Origin of the sequence: Pelodictyon luteolum DSM 273 (assembly GCF_000012485.1) — a bacterium.
Taxonomy (GTDB): domain Bacteria; phylum Bacteroidota; class Chlorobiia; order Chlorobiales; family Chlorobiaceae; genus Chlorobium; species Chlorobium luteolum.
Map to the genome: position 1 here is coordinate 380574 of NC_007512.1, position 20127 is coordinate 400700.

The 20127-nt window shown below is 56.5% G+C and carries 1 protein-coding gene; it reads left to right on the forward strand.

The genetic code is table 11. The annotated features are described in order from the left end of the window. Positions 1–79: 79 nt before the first annotated feature. Positions 80–20116: a LamG-like jellyroll fold domain-containing protein gene (locus PLUT_RS11640; RefSeq protein ID WP_011357130.1), complete on the forward strand. Its 20037-nt coding sequence runs from the start codon at positions 80–82 to the stop codon at positions 20114–20116. Positions 20117–20127 lie beyond the last annotated feature (11 nt).

The window sequence follows — 20127 nt, forward strand, 5'->3', positions numbered from 1 at the left end:
GCTACGGCCTTTGCATATGTTTTGTGATATTAATATTAACTTTACAGTAGTCTGAATTTTCCCGTTTCCCCCTTTGTTCATGAGCGGTCCGCTTGACAACAAAAGGCGCGGTAAAGGGATGTTTCTTGCCCTTGAACCTCGCATACTCCTTGATGCTGCCGCTGCAGTGCTTGCCGGCGACCTCATTCAGGAAGCCCTTACTGCCGACAGCGATGCGGGTACTGTTGAATGCGCGCAGGTGGAGCCGACGGCCGATGCCGAGGATGCGGCCACGGACAGCCCTGAAACTCAAGCTGATGCTTACGATACGGCTGACAGCGCTGATGCAGCTGCCTCCCCGTTAGATGCTGCAGCCGAAGTTCATCCTGTTGACATTGTTCCCGCTGCAGACGGCAGCGCTGATGCCCGCCATGAAATAGCGTTCGTCGACGCCTCGGTTCCTGAGGCCGACAGCCTCGCCTCCGGCCTGCCTGACAGGGTTGAGGTGTACCGGATTGACGCCGGCAGTTCCGGTATCGCCCAGATCACCGAAATCCTCAATACCCGGACGGATATCGATGCCGTGCATATCCTCAGCCATGGTACTTCGGGTTCCCTCAGGATCGGCAGCGACACACTCAGCACCGATACCATAGACTTCTACGCTTCGCAGCTTACCGCCATCGGGCGTTCACTCTCGGCCGACGGAGACATACTGCTCTATGGCTGCGACATCGGTCAGGACAGTGATTTCGTTCTGCGCTTCAGCCAAATCACCGGAGCGGATGTTGCCGCATCAACTGATGATACCGGCTCGGCAGCACTCGGCGGTGACTGGGAACTCGAACATGAGGTGGGTACGATTGATGCAGATGCGATTGTGTCGGACGACTATAGCGGGATCCTTGGCGACTATGCGCTCAGCTTCGATGGGGGAAACGACTATGCCCGGAGTGCGTCGGCCGTCAATCTCGGCAATACCTTCACCATTTCGTTCTGGATGAATGCCGAGTCCCTTAAGAATTACGGCGACCCCCTCTCTGCTGGAACTGCGGATTACCATCTGAGTTTCTTGACCTATCAGGATGGGAAGATGCTTTTTATTGCAGGTGATGGAAGCAGCTGGGGAAACGGGGTCACTACAACTTCGGGCACATTTTCGGCTGGAACCTGGTACCATATCGTTGGTGTCGCTACCGGCAGCAATCTCCAGCTCTACGTCAATGGCTCGTTGTATGGCACCAGCGAATCAAACAGCTCGCCGGTCAACGATGTAATCAATATAGGTGCCAGACCAGCCACCGGCTATTATTTCGACGGACGCGTTGACGAGGTCGGCATCTGGAACGAGGCTTTCAATGCGGCGACGATATCGGCGCTGTACAATGGCGGTTCCCCGATTTCCCTGACTGCCGATGCCACCAATTATACCGGCCATACCGATAACCTCCTCGCTTACTGGAAATTCAATGAAGGCTCCGGTACGACGGTGGCCGACAGCAGTTCGCATGCCAACGCCCTGACTGTTTATGATGGGTCCAGCGTTGCCGCCTCATGGGCCGTCGGCGCAATGAATGCGCCCGCTGTAGGGTCCGGTCAGGCTCTTGATTTTGACGGAGTGGATGATAAGGTTGTCGTAGCTGATTCCGGCGCCCTGGATCTTTCCGGTTCATTCACCATCGAGGCCTGGATTATGCCGCAGGGGAGCGGTTCCAGCAGTACAGATGGGGGGATGATTCTTAATAAGGAAAACAGTTATGAAATAGCGTGGCATGGAGATGGAAGCATTTACTATGCGCTTAATGACGACGACACCTCACTTGATTGGGCATGGGTCGATACCGGCCTTGATGCACCTGTGGACCAGTGGAGCCATCTGGCGTTCATCAAGAGCAGTACTTCGCTCAAGGTAATCCTTACCAGCGAGGCGGGTGAGAGTTTGACCTATGCTGCCAGCACTTTTGCCGGTCAGCCTGAGCCAACGACTGAACCGCTTACCATAGGGGGCCGTCCCGCCGGCACCTATTTCAATGGACTTATCGATGAAGTCCGTATCTGGAGCGATGCCCGTACCGATACCGAAATCACCACCAGCCTCTATACCCGCCTTTCCGGCACCGAACAGGGGCTTGTGGGGTCCTGGGACTTTGAAGAGCCCTCAGGAACAACGGCGTATGACCGGAGTCCTTCAGCCAACAACGGAACCTTGACCAACTTTGTTTCTACCGACAGGACCTCTGAAAGTGCTCCCGTGTCGGAGCGTGCCGGTGCGCTGGTGCTTGACGGGACGGATGATTATCTGCGTGTGGAGAATCATTCAGAACTTGAGATTACCGGCGATGTTACGGTGGCGGTATGGGCCAAGTTCGATGTCTTGGACGGCTGGGATATCATGGCGATTCAAGGCAATGGCGAGGGTGATGATAATACCCTTTATATGTTTGGTGTGTCTACTTCTGGTGGCAGCAGTAAGTTGGTGGCGTATTGGGAGTATGACAGTGGAGGATCGGACTACTATGCGTATTCAACTGTATCTGTCACAGTAAATACATCGGACTGGCATCATTATGCGATGGTCAGGGATTCGGTGGCCAGGACGGTTTCTTTTTACATTGATGGGGATAAATTTGGGGATGCTGTTTCGTATACAAATAACGCCTATAAATCCTTGACAGGCCCTTTGACGATTGGGGCCTCTACCACCAGTACTGGGGCGCATAATTTTATCGACGGTAAAATCGACGACCTGCGCATCTATTCCCGTGCCCTATCCGGAGCAGAAATCGCCGCTTCGAAGGATACTGAGCTGAATGGTTCGGAATCGGGTCTTGTCGCTTATTACTCTTTCAACGACGCCGGCGGCAGTGTGGCGGTCGATTCCAGTCCGAATCGTCTCGACGGCACGCTTTACGGTGGAGTATCCTTAACGACCGCGGCTTCTCCCGTGCAGCGAGCCACCGGCATGGGGCTGGTGTTCGACGGGACAGATGACTATGTGAACGCCGGCGCTAATGCCGCCCTGCAGATAACCGGAGACCTGACGGTAGAAACCTGGGCAAACTTCGAGTCTCTGGACCATAATTCCGCACCAAGTACTCTGGTTCTGCAGGGGTTAGGCAATATTGACAACAGCCAGAGTTCGAACAATATCCTATACCTGTTCAGGATCAACACCGACAAGACCCTGAATGTTTTCTGGGAGTATGCTACAGGCACGAATGTTACGCTGACCTCAACCATTGCGGCGTCTGTCAATGCCGGAGAGTGGCATCATTATTCCTTCGTAAGGGATGCTGCGAACAAGACGCTTACTTTTCTGGTTGATGGTGTCAAGTTGGGGGAGGCAATTTCCTATAGCTCAAATCCAGTAGGAGGAGACAGTACCCCTCTCATAATAGGTGCGGAATACCAAAATGACGGTGCCGTTGTCAGTGAATTCAAGGGGATGATTGATGATGTGCGCATATGGAATGTCGCCCGTTCGGCAGCGGAAATAGCAGCTGCAATGTCCTCACGCCTGGCCAGCACTACCGCAAACCTCGTTGCCAACTTCCGCCTCGATGAACAGGGGTCATCGACCATAAAGAGCTCCAACGGGACCTATACCGGCACTCTTTCCGGCAACCCGCAGTTCGTCACAAACTACTACATCGATACCCTGGTGACCGATCAGGGGACAGGGATCCTTCCTGCCTATGATGTTGATACTTCCGGTACCCTTACCTTCAGCACGACCCGTGCTCCATTGAAAGGTACGCTGACATGGACTGATGCTGCTGCGGGCGCGTTCACCTATACGCCGAATGCTGCTGCTACCGGCATCGACACCTTTTTCTATGAGGTTAGCGACGGTTCGCTGACCTCAGCCCCGAGAGAAGTCCTCGTGAGCATACTGGATGGCAATCAGGCGCTGGATTTTGACGGAGTGGATGACTATGTCGATCTGGGAATTAATCAAACGACGCTCGGCAACACGTTCACAATCTCTGCCTGGGTCAACCCGGATGGCGTATGGACAAACTACAGAGGGATTGCCGGGGATCATTATGACTCTTTGGAAAGCGGCGGCACGGCCGGCATTAATTTTGGGCAATATAATAGTGCTGAACCAGAAGGTGCCGGAATAGTGTTCACCATTGGCACGGGAGTTGAACAGGTTTGGTCTTCGGTCAGGATAGACACTTCCCTGATCCCTGCGAATGATTGGTCGCATGTATCAATGGTTGTCAGTGCCGACGCTACGACTGCAGACAACTATATCAAAGTCTATGTCAATGGCCTACTGGTAGGGGAAAAGACAGGCGTTGCTGCATTTACGCCAAAAGATGGCTTCACCATCGGTCGCGCTTTTAACGGCAATGATCGATACTTTGATGGTCAGATCGATGAGTTTCAAATCTGGGACACCGCCCGCAGCGAAGCCGAAATCCGCGAGTACATGTACCGGGAACTGCCGGATATGGTTGTCAGTGGCGGCGACCTTGTAGCGTACTACCGCTTCAATGAGAGCTCCGGAACATTGTTATATGATGCCAGAGGGGGCGCCGACGGCACATTGCTCCATATGGATGATGCCGACCGGGTAACCTCCGCCGCCCAGTTCGGGCCGAAAAACGCGCTGGATTTCGACGGGACGAATGACTATGTCAATCTCGGTTCCTTCACCGATTTCTACGGCAGCAATTATGATTCCGACTACACGATCAGCGCCTGGGTGAAGCCTGCCGATACGGCCTCGAACCAGAGCATCTTCTATGCCCGCGAGAACACCGCCGACGAAAAATACCTCGACCTGCGCGTCAACAGCGACGGGACCCTCACCTTCATCGTCAGAACGATATATCCCGATACTCAAGGGTTGGTGACCTCTACGGTAAGGGTGGACGACGGGCGGTGGCACAATGTCACGGCGGTGAAGTCCGGCTCCGTCCACACGCTCTATATTGACGGGGTATCCGCCGGTATGTTCACGCTCGGCGAGAACCCGATGCAGCTCGACTATTTCTACATAGGCGCCTCGAGGACGGACAATAACAACATCGCTCAGTTTTTCAATGGTCGGATCGACGAGTTCCGCCTATGGGACAAGGCTCTCAGCGCCTCCGAGCTGCGCGATACAATGATGCGCAGCCTCACCGGCAACGAAAGCGGGCTGGCAGCCTATTACAACTTCGACAACACCTCCGGCACCACCCTGCAGGACTTCTCGGGCGGCCGGCACGACGGCACCCTGACCAATATGGATGCGGCGACCGACTGGGTGGCTTCCGTGGCATTCAACACCTGGCTGAACACCTCTTCGACCGCCTGGGCGATGGCAACGAACTGGAGTCTCGGCAGCGTTCCCGTTTCCACGGACAATGTCGGTATCTATTCCTATGCAGGCAGCTCAAGCCCGACGCTGAGTTCCGCTGCAACCGTCAACAATTTCCTGCTCGGAACCGGGGCCACATTCACCCTCTCGGCAAACCTTACGGTCAACGGTTCCCTGATCCTGGAGAACGACCTCGATCTCAACGGGCAGGTCATCACCCTCGGCGGCAGCGCCATGCTGGTCGAAGACGGCGGAAGAGCTTACGGTACTTCCGGAAGCATCACCACAACCCGCACCCTCAGCAACATCAGCGGAGTGGATGTTGCCGGTCTTGGGGCCGAGATCACTACCGTAGCCGATATGGGGAGCACCATCATCACCCGCACCCATGTTGCAGATACCGAACCAGTCACCCTCAAACGCTCCTATACCCTTACCCCGATCACCAATACAGGCCTGAACGCCACTCTCGTATTCCACTACGACGATCAGGAACTGAACGGCCTGAACGAAAGTGACCTCAAGCTGTACACCTCAACAGACAGCGGTTCGACCTGGACGTTCATTGGCGGTACGGTGGACGCGACAGCCAATACCGTGACGCTGGCAGGTCTCGGAAGTTTAAGTCTCGTTACCCTCGGTGTCAACGCCCCTGCGGTAACGGCAAGCGCCGGGACGACGGCCTTTACGGAGTCAGCTTCGGCTTCGGCTTCAGGGGATGCGAAAAAGATCGATGAAAGTATTACGGTCTCCGCCCGCTCGGGCGAAATACTGACCGGTGCTACGGTGTCGATCACGGGTAATTTCAAGAGTGGTGAAGATATATTGGCATTCGCGAACGACAGTTCGACGATGGGAGACCTGACGGGCAGTTACGACTCGGCCACGGGCGTACTGACCTTGAGTTCCTCAGGAGGGGTTACTGCTGCGCAGATGCAGGCGGCCCTGCGTGCGGTGACCTACCGCAACACGAGTGAGACGCCGACCGAAAGCACCAGGACGGTTTCGTTCGTGGTGAATGACGGATCGGTCGGTTCGGTGGTCGTAACCAAGTTGGTGAGCGTCGCCGCCACCAACGACGCGCCGGTCGCGGGTGCTGATTCGGCAGCCGTCAGTGAGGACGCAACGGGTACCGGCAATGTTTTCCTGAACGATACGGACCGGGATTTCCAGACCACGGGGATAACGGTCAACAACGGCTCTACCACCAATCAGGGGCTGGTTTTTGACGAAAGACCTGCGGGGACGACGCTGCTCGGCGGAGCAACATCACTTGATATATCGATAATATTCTCCAGCACCGACAGTAGCGGCGACGCGCCCATATTCTCTTATGCTGCGGGCAGCAGTTATAATGAACTGCTCTTCGACGCGAATTACTCGAATTCCGGGAAGCTGGACTGGTGGTTCGGTAATACCGCTTTAAACGATTCCGGCATAACCAGCGCGGAACTTCTGGACGGCAATGTCCATACTCTGCGTTTTACCTGGATAAGCGCCACCGGGGCAACCGCTTTTTACCTGGACGGCGTCCAGAAATGCTTGACGACCCATTTTACCAACTCTTCGCTTGGTTCTGACGGCGTGCTGGTTCTGGGTCAGGAGCAGGACAGCGTCGGCGGCGGCTGGAGCACCTCCCAGGTGTTCAGCGGCACCTATTATGGCGTGAGTATCACTGCCGGTGACGGCACAACCACCCGGACGGCTCACTGGGACATGTCAGGGGCCCAGGACGGAACCGTGACGTCGGAGAGCGGCGGCTATGATCTGACACTGGCCGGTTCCCCCACGCTCGTGAACCAGCTCTCGGTGAGTGCCATCAGGACCGGGACGGAGGCCGGTTCCGGTACATCGGGTACAGTGGGCCAATCGCTTGCCGGTACCTACGGGACCTTGACCATCAACGCGGACGGTTCGTATTCATACAGCGCCGACCAGAACGCAGCAGATGCTCTTGCCGCCGGATCTTCAGCAACGGATACTTTTACCTATTCGGTTTCTGACGGGGGCCTGACCGATACGGCAGAACTGGTGTTTACCGTGAATGGAATGAACGATGTTCCGCTCATCTCTTCCGATTCCGATCTTATCCAGCAGGCAAGCTCGACAGGCATCGCCCTGAAAAATGCAGCCGGGACTGCCGTATCAGATCTCGCCATTCGTGGTATTGCCACCGATGGCACCTATATGTACATCGCTGACGATAACGGCGTGTCTTCTTTAACTATCGTCCGCTTCACCATGGAGGGGACAATGGTTGATACCCGCGTAGTTGCGGAGCTTCCTGTGGGCTGGAACCAGATGGTCTACCTTGACGGGGCCATATACTTCAGGAGTTATAATGTTAATTCTGCTTCTAACAATGCCCTTTATCGCATTGCCACTTCCAACTGGCCAACGGCAGCAGTTTCCAGCGTAACCGTTCCCGGGGACCATCCCCTGTTGATTGGTGATGGGTGGATGAATGGTAACCTCTTCACCACCCCCGATGGCCGGATCGGGGTGCTGGGTCAGCAGGACGAAAACTATGATACCCTTGTCCGTTTGTACTCAGTGTCTGCCGATGGACTGACTCTTACGCATGTTCAGGATATTACGATCCTTGATGCTGTTGAGTTTCCGATTGACAGCCATGGTGCGGCTTCTGACGGCCAGTATCTGTATGTGATGAGCATTAATGCCGGCTATAGGGTCTACAGCCTCATCGACGGCAGTTTCGTCTACGACAACAGTTCCGTCGAAGGGGGCGGTAGCTGGACCATGCAGACGCCCGCTCAGGGCGATACTGCTGAAATCGGCAATGCGACCTATTTGACGAGGAACCCGCTTACGGGGGCATTCATCTGGGCGGATTACAACAATGCGCGCGTGGTTTCGAGCGCCGGCGTCGTGCCCTCATTCACCGTGACCGAAGATGTTGCCGGCAATCTCACCTTTACCGGCACACCATTCGCTGATATCGATGGGGACACGCTGACCGTTACGCTTAGTGTCGCCGATGGGACGATTGCAGGTTCCGCCGGAACCGGCATCACCATCGGGGGCAGCGGAACCGCGAGGACATTCGCCGGCAGTGCTGCAGACTTGAATACCTATTTCGGATCGGCTGGCAAGATTACCTACACTGCCGCTCAGGACAGCACGGCATCTCGTGCGTTGGGGGTCAGCGTGACCGACGGGACGCTGAGCTCGAGCCTGCAGGCGGTAATTGCCGTGACGCCGGTGAACGACGCTCCGGGCATTACGGCCGGCGGCACAACGGCGTTCACCGAGCAGACGCCCATAGCGGTCGCTTCCGCCATTACCCTCAGCGATGCAGAAGGTGACGGGGAGTGGACTGAAGGCACCCTGAAGGTACAGGTGACTTCGAACAGCGAGGCTGCGGACAGCCTGGTGCTGCCGAACAATGCCCCGGAAGGTTACGGAATATGGCTGGATGTGGTCAATAATAAGACCCTCAAGTACGGTAGTACGGCAATCGGTACGGCATCCTCCTTTTTAGCTAGCGGTGATACGGCCTGGACCTTCACATTCAATGCCACCGCCACGAACGCCCTGGTGCAGGCTACCGCTCGTGCAATACAGTTCAACAATTCCAGCGACACGCCCGGAACCGCGAGTCGCACGGTGACCTTCACTGCGACCGACATGCACAGTGCGGCGACGAGCGCCACTCAGGCGGTGACGGTGGCCGCCCTGAACGATGCGCCGAAGGTTACCAACGAGGCTGATCCGGCGCTGGTATTTGACGGGACAGATGACTATGCACTGTTTCCCGACATCGATGCCAACATCTCCACTGCCTTCACCCTCGAGACCTGGGTGAAGTTCGATGATCTGGACGGGGTGCAGTTCATCAGCGGCAAGGGGACTGAGCAGATGGAACTGCATACGAGCGGCAGCGCCCTGCGTTTCATCCCGACCAACGGCGCTTATATCGATACGGGCAGTGTTCTGGTGGTTGATACATGGACGCATATCGCCGCCACTTATGACGCTGGTGCCGATACGGCGCACATCTACATCAATGGAGTGGAAGTTTCGGCTGTTGACAATAACGCGGCTGCCGATTCCGCCCTGCTGGCCACAGAAACAGGATATTACCTTGGAAGAAGGGCGGATAACACCTATTACCTGAACGGATCCATCGCTGATTTCAGGATCTGGAACGACGTGCGCACCGCCGATGAAATCCGCAACAACATGAATGCGGAGCTTCAGGGCAGCGAGGCAGGTCTCGTTGCCTTGTGGAACCTTGATGAAGGCAGCGGGACGACTCTTGCCGATGCAACCTCAAGCAGGTTCAACGGTACGGCATACAATACGACCACCTGGACAACGCGTCCGGTAACGGCGGGTCTCTCGGTGAACTACACCGAAGACGCTTCGCCGGTTTCCCTGTTCAGCGGGGTGAATGTAAGCACGGTCGAGACGGGTGAAACCATTACGGCCATGACGCTGACCGTCAGCAATGTGTCGGACGCAACCGAAAGCCTCGGGATAGACAGCTCCGCCGTAGCGCTCACCAATGGCGCGAGCGGAACCACGGCAACGAACGGATTGGGGTATTCCGTCAGCGTGAGCAGCGGCACGGCCACCGTGACCCTGAGCAAGGCCGAAGGAATCAGTGCCTCCGCCACCGAGACACTAATCAACGGCATCACCTACAGCAACAGCAGTCAGGCGCCCTCAACAGGCGCGACCCGAACCGTTACGATCACTTCGCTGAAAGACAGCGGTGGTTCGGCCGGCGGCGGTAGTGATACGGCAAGCCTGAATGTTGCGGCCACTGTGACGGTGCATGCGGTCAACGATGCCCCGGTACTGGCGGCTCAGACTTTAAGTATAACGGAAACAGCGTCTTACGATACCTTTTCTATTGAAAAAGGCCGTTTCGGTGCCACCGATGCCGAGGGAGACTCTATTGTATTTTCGTTAGTTGACTCTACAACCGTTCCCAGTGGGGCCGTGGACAGTGAAGGATATAACTTCGTACAGAATGGGGCGTACGGTGACCTGTATATCCAGACAGACGGGGACTATGCTTTTGTCCCTGATAACGGTGCCATCAATGCATTGACGAACAATGTTTCCGAATCGTTCAAGATCCGCGCGACGGCCGACGGGCAGACTGCAGAGAGTACTTTTACGGTCAGCATCACAGCTGTCAATGATACGCCAACAATAACCACATATGTATCAACAGCGGATATAACCACAGGATTGCCTGATACCGCATATAGTGTTGTAGGTTCATCGCCTGAGACAGAAGTTGTGAAATATGCGTTCGATGACAATGTCAATACAAAATATCTCAACTTCAGCGGTGTCGGCAGCAGCGTGACCGTTGATGCTGGCGCAAACTATGTGGTCACTTCGCTCGGACTGACCACGGCAAATGATGCGACCAACAGAGACCCTGCGCACTTTATCCTCTATGGGTCGACTGATAACGCAAGTTTCACTCAAATAGCAGCAGCTGCTCTTACGCCTCCTGCAGAGAGATATACCGATTACCCGACGGTTTCATTTTCTAACAGTACAAGCTACCGTTACTACAGGTTGGCATTTGATCAAAGTGCTGGTGGTGGTGGTGACAGTTATATTCAGGTTGCTGAAATACGCCTCGGGGGAGAGACCTCCAATGTCATTCTCTATACTGAAAATGCACAAGTCAACGCACTGGAAAATGTCATTCTTCGAGATAATGAACATGGTAGTCTGGCTTCAGCGACAGTCACCATTTCAGGGAATTACGAAAACGCCTCTGACTCTCTTTCCTTTACCAATAACAATACTGGGTTATACGGGAGCATAACGGCCTCATTTGTGAGCTCAACGGGGGTGTTGTCCTTAAGCGGAAGTGCTACCGTCGAGCAGTATCAAAATGCATTGCGTGCGGTTACCTATGCCTCTTCAAGCGATAACCCGACGCTGAACAGCCCGACAAGAACCTTGAGCTGGCAGGTCAATGACGGCGCGGCTGACAGCAGCGTCGCCACCAGTACCATTACCATTACTCCCGTCAATGATGCGCCTGCTCTTGCTGGCGCAGGCAATACTCTGGCGTTTACTGAAGGGAGTTCACCTGCCGTTATTGACGCATCTCTGGCGCTCTCCGACGCGGACGACACCACTATTGCATCTGCAACAGTCACCATCTCCGGAGGGTATGTCAGCACTGAGGATGTTCTGGCATGTACCAGTCAGAACGGCATCACCGGCAGCTGGAATGGCAGCACCGGAGTCTTGACTCTGACCGGCAGCGCCACAATAGCGCAGTACAAAGCAGCGCTGGAGTCCATCACCTATCAGAATACCAATACCAACAATCCGAATATCGGAAATCGAACCATCAGCTGGGTGGTGAACGACGCTGCTCTTGGTTCTTCGCCCGTTACATCAACTATTACGGTTGCAGGTGTCAACGATGCTCCGACGGTCAGCAGTTCAATCACCCGCAGTGCGAGCGAGGGCGCGTCATCCATTACTTTCAACCTGCTTGCTAACGCCAGTGATGTTGACGATTCCACTTTGAGCATTACGGACGTGACCTATGCGGTCGGAGGTGTCTCGACGGGCAACAGTGGTAGCGATGTCCCAGCCGGTTTCAGCCTCAGCGGCGTCACCCTGACGGTCGATCCAGCGGCCGCTGCTTTTGATGATCTTGCCGCCGGTGTGGGTCGCACTATTGTTGCCAGTTATACCATTGCCGACGGATCGGGCGGTGCAGTTACGCAGACGGCCACGGTAACCATCACCGGCACGAACGACGTACCGACGGTAACGAACGCTGATACAGCCAAAGCCGGCGCCGTCACCGAATCCGGCAATGCCGACGATGGCACCGCAGAGGCCGGCACGGCCACCGCTTCCGGTACGCTGAGCTCGAGTGATGTTGATGCCAGTGCCACCGCCACCTGGAGCCTGCAGGGCACCCCGAGTACCACATACGGCACGATGGTGCTTGATGCTACAAGTGGAGTATGGACCTACACGCTGGACAATACCCTCACGGCAACACAGGCCCTGAAAGAAGGTGAGAGTGCAACCCAAACCTACACGGCCCGGGTGACGGACGACAAGGGAGCCTATGTCGATCAGACCCTCACGGTAACCATCACCGGCACGAACGACGTACCGACGGTGACGAACGCTGATACAGCCAAAGCCGGCGCCGTCACCGAATCCGGCAATGCCGACGATGGCACCGCAGAGGCCGGCACGGCCACCGCTTCCGGTACGCTGAGCTCGAGTGATGTTGATGCCAGTGCCACCGCCACCTGGAGCCTGCAGGGCACCCCGAGTACCACATACGGCACGATGGTGCTTGATGCTACAAGTGGAGTATGGACCTACACGCTGGACAATACCCTCACGGCAACACAGGCCCTGAAAGAAGGTGAGAGTGCAACCCAAACCTACACGGCCCGGGTGACGGACGACAAGGGAGCCTATGTCGACCAGACCGTCACGATAACCATCACCGGCACGAACGACGCGCCGACATTGACGGGTCTTGAAGGTAAGACTGTTCTGGAAAATGCCTCTGCTGCATTTATAGACAGTTCTGTGGTTTTTGGTGATGTGGATTCCGTGAATCTGGATGGCGGCACGCTGATGGTGAGCGGGCTGGACAGCGAGGATGTGGTGTCGATCGCCACCGGAGTGGCCCATAGCAACGGTGCCATACAGCGCGACGGCAACAATGTTCAGGTCTCGGATGGATCTGGCTGGACGACAATCGGAACGATCGGGACGGTGGCGGGAGCGACCGGTTCGGGCGAGAACCTTGTCATCACCTTCAACAGCAGCGCCATGCCGACGAATGTTGACGCTCTTCTGCAGTCGCTGACATTCTACAACAACGACGATACCCCGACAGCGATCCGGACGCTGAGCATTACGGTAACGGATGGCGATGGCGGCACGACAGGAGCACAGTCAGCTGTTGTGAATGTGACGGCAGTAGATGACTCTTCCGTGCTGGCCTTCTCACACAGTCCCTCCACCTATACGGAAAACGCGACGGGTTTCCATATCGATAGCGGGTTGACAATCACTGATGTGGATTCAACGACACTGGATGGCGCGAAAGTATTCATCTCCAGTAATTTCTTCGGAACAGAGGATACGCTTTCGGCATCGGGAACGAATGTGAGTTGGTCGGGCAGTGGCGGAAGTTATGCAGGTACCAATGGCACGATAACGATGGCATATGATGCTGCCAAAGGGATCCTGACGCTCTCGGGATCAGCTGGTGTTGCCGACTATCAGGCCGCATTGCGGAGCATACAGTACTCTAACAGCAGCGATAATCCCTCAACGGCATCGAGGGGAATTGACATCACACTGGGAAGTGCTGTAGGTACGGTCATTGACGATACGCTGCATTTCTACGAGTATGTTGCAATCCCCGGGATTAGCTGGACTGCATCCCGGGATGCTGCGGCTTTGAAGACCCTTAACGGCCTGACAGGTTATCTGGCGACGATCACCAGCGAAGCAGAAAGCACTTTTGTTCTCAGTAAGGTTTCAGGTACGACCTGGATCGGCGCATCAGATAAAGATTCGGAGGGGATATGGAAATGGATGACCGGCCCCGAAACCGGTGAAACCCTTTCCTGGACAAACTGGAGCAGTGGAGAACCGAACAATTCGGGTGGAAATGAAGACTATGCCCACATTATGGACTGGACTTCTCCTGCGGGGAAATGGAACGATCTGCCGGATGGTGGTGGTGGTGGGGATTATGCTTCAAAGGGCTATCTGGTTGAGTACAGTGCACCAGCCCTGTCCGTATCGTTCAGTAAAAGCCTGAGCCTCGGCATCACGGCGGTCAATGATGTTCCGGTCTCATCGGGTGGCATCACGAACACTGGCGGGATTGAGGCAGGTGTTGACAGCAGCGGGAATGCTGTGGCCGGAAGCAATGCGACGGCCGCTGCAAATGCTCTCTTTGCAGGCGTCAGCGATCTGGATAACAGCATCTTCACGGTCACGCAGGCGAAGGCCTCAGCGGGTTCTTTTGCAGGCGTGACGGCCAGCACGACATCATCAAACGGCCTTGCGGTGACCGGTCTGTACGGAACGATGACGGTGGGGGCGGATGGATCGTACAGCTATGTGATAGACAATACGAACGCCACAGTCCAGGCGCTGGATGAATCGGAGAGCGTGGATGATCTCTTTGTTGTGAGGGTTTCGGATGGGTCGGGCGGTACGGTTGATCAGGCTCTGACGATCAGAGTTGATGGTACGAATGACAGGCCGACGGTCAGCAGTTCAATCACCGGCAGTGCGAGCGAGGGCGCGTCATCCATTACTTTCAACCTGCTTGCTAACGCCAGTGATGTTGACGATTCCACTTTGAGCATTACGGACGTGACCTATGCGGTCGGAGGTGTCTCGACGGGCAACAGTGGTAGCGATGTCCCGGCTGGTTTCAGCCTCAGCGGCGTCACCCTGAGGGTCGATCAAGCGGCCGCTGCCTTTGATGATCTTGCCGCCGGTGTGGGTCGCACTATTGTTGCCAGTTATACCATTGCCGACGGATCGGGCGGTTCGGTTGCGCAGACGGCAACGGTAACCATCACCGGCACGAACGACGTACCGACGGTAACGAATGCTGATACAGCAAAAGCCGGCGCCGTCACCGAATCCGGCCACGCCGACGATGGCGCCGCAGTGGCCGGCACGGCTACCGCTACCGGCACCCTGACATCGAGTGACGTTGATGCTGGTGCAACAAAGGCATGGAGCCTGCAGGGTACTTCGAGTACGACGTACGGCACGATGGCCATCAACGCATCAACGGGAGTATGGTCATACACGCTCAATAACGAGCTCACAGCCACACAAGCCCTGAAAGAAGGCGATACGGTGACCGAGGCCTACACCGCCCGGGTCACGGACGACCAGGGAGCCTATGTCGACCAGACCGTCACGATCACCATAACAGGCACGAACGACGTGCCGACGGTAACGAGCTTAGCAGCAGCGCATGCAGGAGCAGTCGTTGAAGCCGGTCATCAGGACAACGGCACTGTCGTTGCGGGCACCGCTACAGCCACTGGAACGCTGGCGGCAAGTGATGTGGACACCGGCGCAACCAAAATCTGGAGCCTGCAGGGTACCCCGAGCGAGACCTACGGCACGATGGCGATCAACAGTTCGACAGGCGTCTGGACCTACACGCTGGACAACACCCTCATGGCAACACAGGCCCTGAAAGAAGGCGAGAGTGCAACCCAAACCTACACGGCCCGGGTCACGGACGACCAGGGAGCCTATGTCGACCAGGCCGTCACGATCACCATCACCGGCACGAACGACGCGCCGGTTCTCCAGGCCGTAACGGCGGGAAGCATTACCGAAACAGTTCAGTCCTCCGCCACGGCAGATCAGAATCTCAGTGGTACTCTGACTGCTGCTGATGTTGATGGTGGTGATTCGAAGACCTACGGGATCAACGACGGCAGTGGCAATGCGATAGCTGCATCGGACGGAGTCGTCTCGAAGGCCGGCACCTACGGAACCCTGACCCTCGATACCTCTACCGGCGTGTATGCATACGCGAAGAATGCTTCCGCTATTGAAGCGCTCGACGACGGTGAAAGTGGAAGCGACAGCTTCACCGTCGTCGTGACCGACAGCGCCGGGGCAGTATCATCGAAGACCTACACGGTTTCGGTAACTGGTCACGACGACGCTCCGACGCTTTCGGCGGCGACATCGGGGAGCATAACGGAAACAGGCCTCGCCACAGCCGTTACTGAAACCGGTCTGACGGGAACGCTCAGCGGTTCTGATGTTGATACTGAGATACTGACCTACGGTATTGACGGTGGTATTGAGCTGACAGGGACTTATGCAGGAATCGTCACGAAAACGGGAACCTATGGCACCTTAAGCCTCAACCGATCCAGCGGAGCTTATCAATACGATAGGAATGCCGCAAGTGTAGAAGCCCTTGCCGCATCAGAATCTGTCAGCGATGTGTTCACACTGACAGTTACGGATGGCGACGGCGTCCTTGTGAGGCAGACTTATACGGTAAACCTTACTGGTGCTGACGATGTCCCGTTGATAACGGTTGTTGATGTCGACGCCAGCATCACCGAGGCCTCCACGCTTTTGGATTCGGGGTCGGTGACCTTCACGGATGTTGACTTGAGTGATCGACCGGTGGCGACGGGGGCAAAGAGTTCCATTAGTGCAGTGAAGTCCGGCGGCACGACTGCGCTGGTGTTGAGTGCTGCGCAGGAGTCCGCGCTTGCCGCAGGGTTCAGTGTGACGAACGCCGACGGCAACACCAATAACGGCACGGTGAACTGGGGGTATGTGATTGCCGAGAGCACACTTGACTTCCTCGGGGCCGGTGAGAAGGTGACGGCGGTCTTCACCATTACGGTGAACGACCAGCACGGAGGGACGGCAACGCAGGATGTGATGGTGCGCATCACGGGGGCGAACGATTCGCCGTCGATCAGTCTTGGTGGCAGTGACAGTGCTTCAGAAGGCCTGAGTGAGTCCAATGCCGGTCTTTCGAAAAGCGGAACCCTGACGCTGTCGGACAAGGATGCGACCGATACGGTGACGCCGAGTGTCTATGCCGTATCGACGGAGGGCATTACGAACGGCATTTCAAATACTGCGTTCAAGGCGATGCTCTCGGTCGATGACGGGGCAGTCATAGCCAGCGGGGCGACAGGCGGTACGATTCACTGGGTATTCAACAGCGGATCAGAAGCGTTCAATTACCTCGCCGAGGGAGAAACGCTGAAGCTGACCTATACTCTGCGCGCTACCGACAGTCAGTCCTCTGTCGTTGACCAGGCGGTCGTCATCACCATAACCGGAACCAACGATACTCCGGTGGTCGATGCCACTGATGTGAGCGGCGGCGTGACTGAGCTGGTTACAGCAGATGGCAACCTGACGGACTCCGGCACGATAGGCTTTACGGACACCGATCTCTCCGACACTCACAGCCTCGGCGCAGTGACGGCTTCAGGCGGTGCGATTGGTGCGCTTACGGTGACGAAGACGGTCGATACGACGGGCATCGGTACCGGTGGCAGTATGACCTGGAACTACAGCGTTGCAGCCTCTGCGGTAGAGTACCTTGCTGCAGGAGAGACAAAAGTTGAATCGTTCACCTTTGCCGTGCAGGATGCTCATGGCGGGAGCGTGACGCGGACGGTGGAGGTGACCCTCACCGGAACGAACGACGCTCCGGTGATAACGGCAGGGCCTGACACGGCATCGCTTTCTGAAATAGACGCCGGGCTGTCGACGAGCGGTTCGCTCACGGTATCGGATGTCGACGTGACGGACGTGGTAACGGCCACGCGGACGCTCTCGGTCGGGGGCACTTCGAACCGCTCCGATAGCGCTGCCCCGGGCGACGCCGCGCTGCTCGGGATGTTCACGGTGACGCCCGGCACCATTATCGACGGATTGCACACAAGCAGCACGCTCGGCTGGTCTTTCGACTCGGGCACCGGGACGTTCGACTACCTTCAGAACGGTGAGACGCTGGTGCTGACCTACACGGTAAGCGCGACGGACGACAACGGTACGGCGCTCTCCGACAGCGAAACGGTGACCATCACCATTACCGGTACGAATGACACCCCGGTGATTACGAACGGCAATGATACGTCTGCACTTACCGAAACCGATGCCGCCTTGACAGCATCGGGGACGATGGCGGTGATGGACCTTGATACCGCTGACACGGTGGATATAGCGGTTGAGTCGGTATCAAGAGGCGGAACATTCGAGGGTACGGTGCCCCTCACCAATGACGAGCTGAAGGCGATGCTCGGGGTATCGGTCCAGTCGGGAAGCATCAGCGCACTCGGAGCTGACGCATCGGCAGGAACGGAGTTCGGCTGGACATTCACCTCTGGCAGTTCCGGCAGCGCGGCGTTCGACTTTCTCCGTGATGGCGAGACGCTGGTGCTGACCTATACCCTCAAGGCGACGGACAACAGCGGTGCGGGATCGCTGGAGGCATCGCCTTCGGCGACATCAATCGTCGTTGTTACGGTGACCGGCACGAACGACGCACCAGAGATCACAGCAGCAACCGTAACCGGCGCCATTACCGAGGGCTCGGGTGACTTGACAGAGACGGGTTCGATTGCTTTTTCCGATGTGGACCTCTCGGACCGTCCATCGGTGAGCAAAGCGCTGAAGTCGCTCAAGTGGGAGAGCGCTGCGGGAGAGGATGTGACCGATGCGATGAGCGTCGGCCGCTATAATGAGCTTACGGCATTCGCCAGTGGGGAGTCGGTGTATGGCTTTGCGATGACGCCATCGTCAGCCAACGCGAACGGCGGCTCGGTTGGATGGGAGTACAGTATGCAGGAATCCACTCTTGATTTCCTCGCTGCCGGCGAAACGGTGACGGTTGTATACACGGTGCGTGTTGCCGACGATAAGGGCGGTTCAGCTTCACAGGATGTGACGATAACTATCAACGGCACGAACGACCTGCCGGAGCTTGCATCAGTGACGTATGGCAGCATCGTTGAGAATCCTTCCGATACGACGGTTCTCGAATCCGGACTTTTCGGTACTCTCAAGGGGACCGATCGTGACAGCGTTTCGATGCTTACTTACGGAATTTCGGGATCTTTACCAAGCGGGGGGATGGTGGCTCAGTCCGGAAGATACGGTACGCTTCAGGTAGCGACCGCGAGTGGAGCTTTTCTCTATAAGCGCGACGCACTGGCGGTCGAGGCTCTCGACGATGGGCAGATGGCGGCCGATCGATTTATCTTTACGGTTACTGATGGCCTGTCCGCTCCGAGTAAGAGGGAGTATGTGGTCAACCTCACGGGGGCTGCGGAATTCGTGCCGCTTGCCGATGCAGCAAAAGCAAAAACAAGTTCAGACAACCTTGCTCCGGATCTGGTGCCAAGCGTTCTTAATTCATTGGTGCTGGTGCAGCCTGATTCGGGAACTGATGCCTCGCCGGCATCGTCGATGCTTTCCACGGTGGTGCAGGGTATTGTCGTTCAGGGGGTGGATGTTTCTACAGATCCATTTGTGGTGCCCTCAGCAACCGGCAGCTCCGTTCCTCCTGCGACTGTTCCGGAGCCTTTGCTGTCCGCGGCTTCGTCAACAGTTGCCCCCTCTGAAACGGTTTCCCTGCCAGTTAAAAATTCGGTTGCCGGGATTGATGACGGGCAGAACGTTAAGGGCGCTTCGCTCACCAAAGCTACCGGTGCTGCAGAGGGTGCTGCATCCGTGGGCAGAGCTGTCGGTGAGGTTTTGTTTGTCGATAAGGGAATCGGCAACATCTCTGTTGATCCGGTGATGGGTCTGATATTCCGGGTTCCCGAGAATGCTTTCGGCAAGGCGGATGCTTCGGCGAAGGTCACCTATCGGGCCATGCAGGCTGGTGGTCTGCCCCTGCCGAAGTGGGTTACGTTCGATTCTGAAAGCGCAACGTTCAGGGTGAAGCCTGGTGCCGAAGGCTCCTTGCGGGTTGTTGTCAAGATTCTTGATGAGGCCGGAAACGAGGCCGAGGCATCGTTCGAGCTTAACGCCAGAGATGGATTGACGCCAAAAGACGACGCAAAGGATGGCTCGAAAGATGGCGAGGGCCGCCCTCAGGGCGCCGCGGGGCACCGGTCTCTTCACCCGTTCTCCCGGGAGGGTGCTCTGGACGGCGGACGCGAAGTGCTTCCGTCGGCCGGGCGCCGTGCGCTCAGCGAGCAGCTGGCCGAGGCGGGACGCTGGGGTATGTTCCGCAAGCACCATCAGCTGCTGGCACAGCTTGGTGAAGTTGTCGCTGAAGATGCGTGATTTAGGGTTAA

Coding starts and splice junctions, on each gene's coding strand:
- PLUT_RS11640 (WP_011357130.1), top strand. CDS start 80: ATGAGCGGTCCGCTTGACAACAAAAGGCGCGGTAAAGGGATGTTTCTT.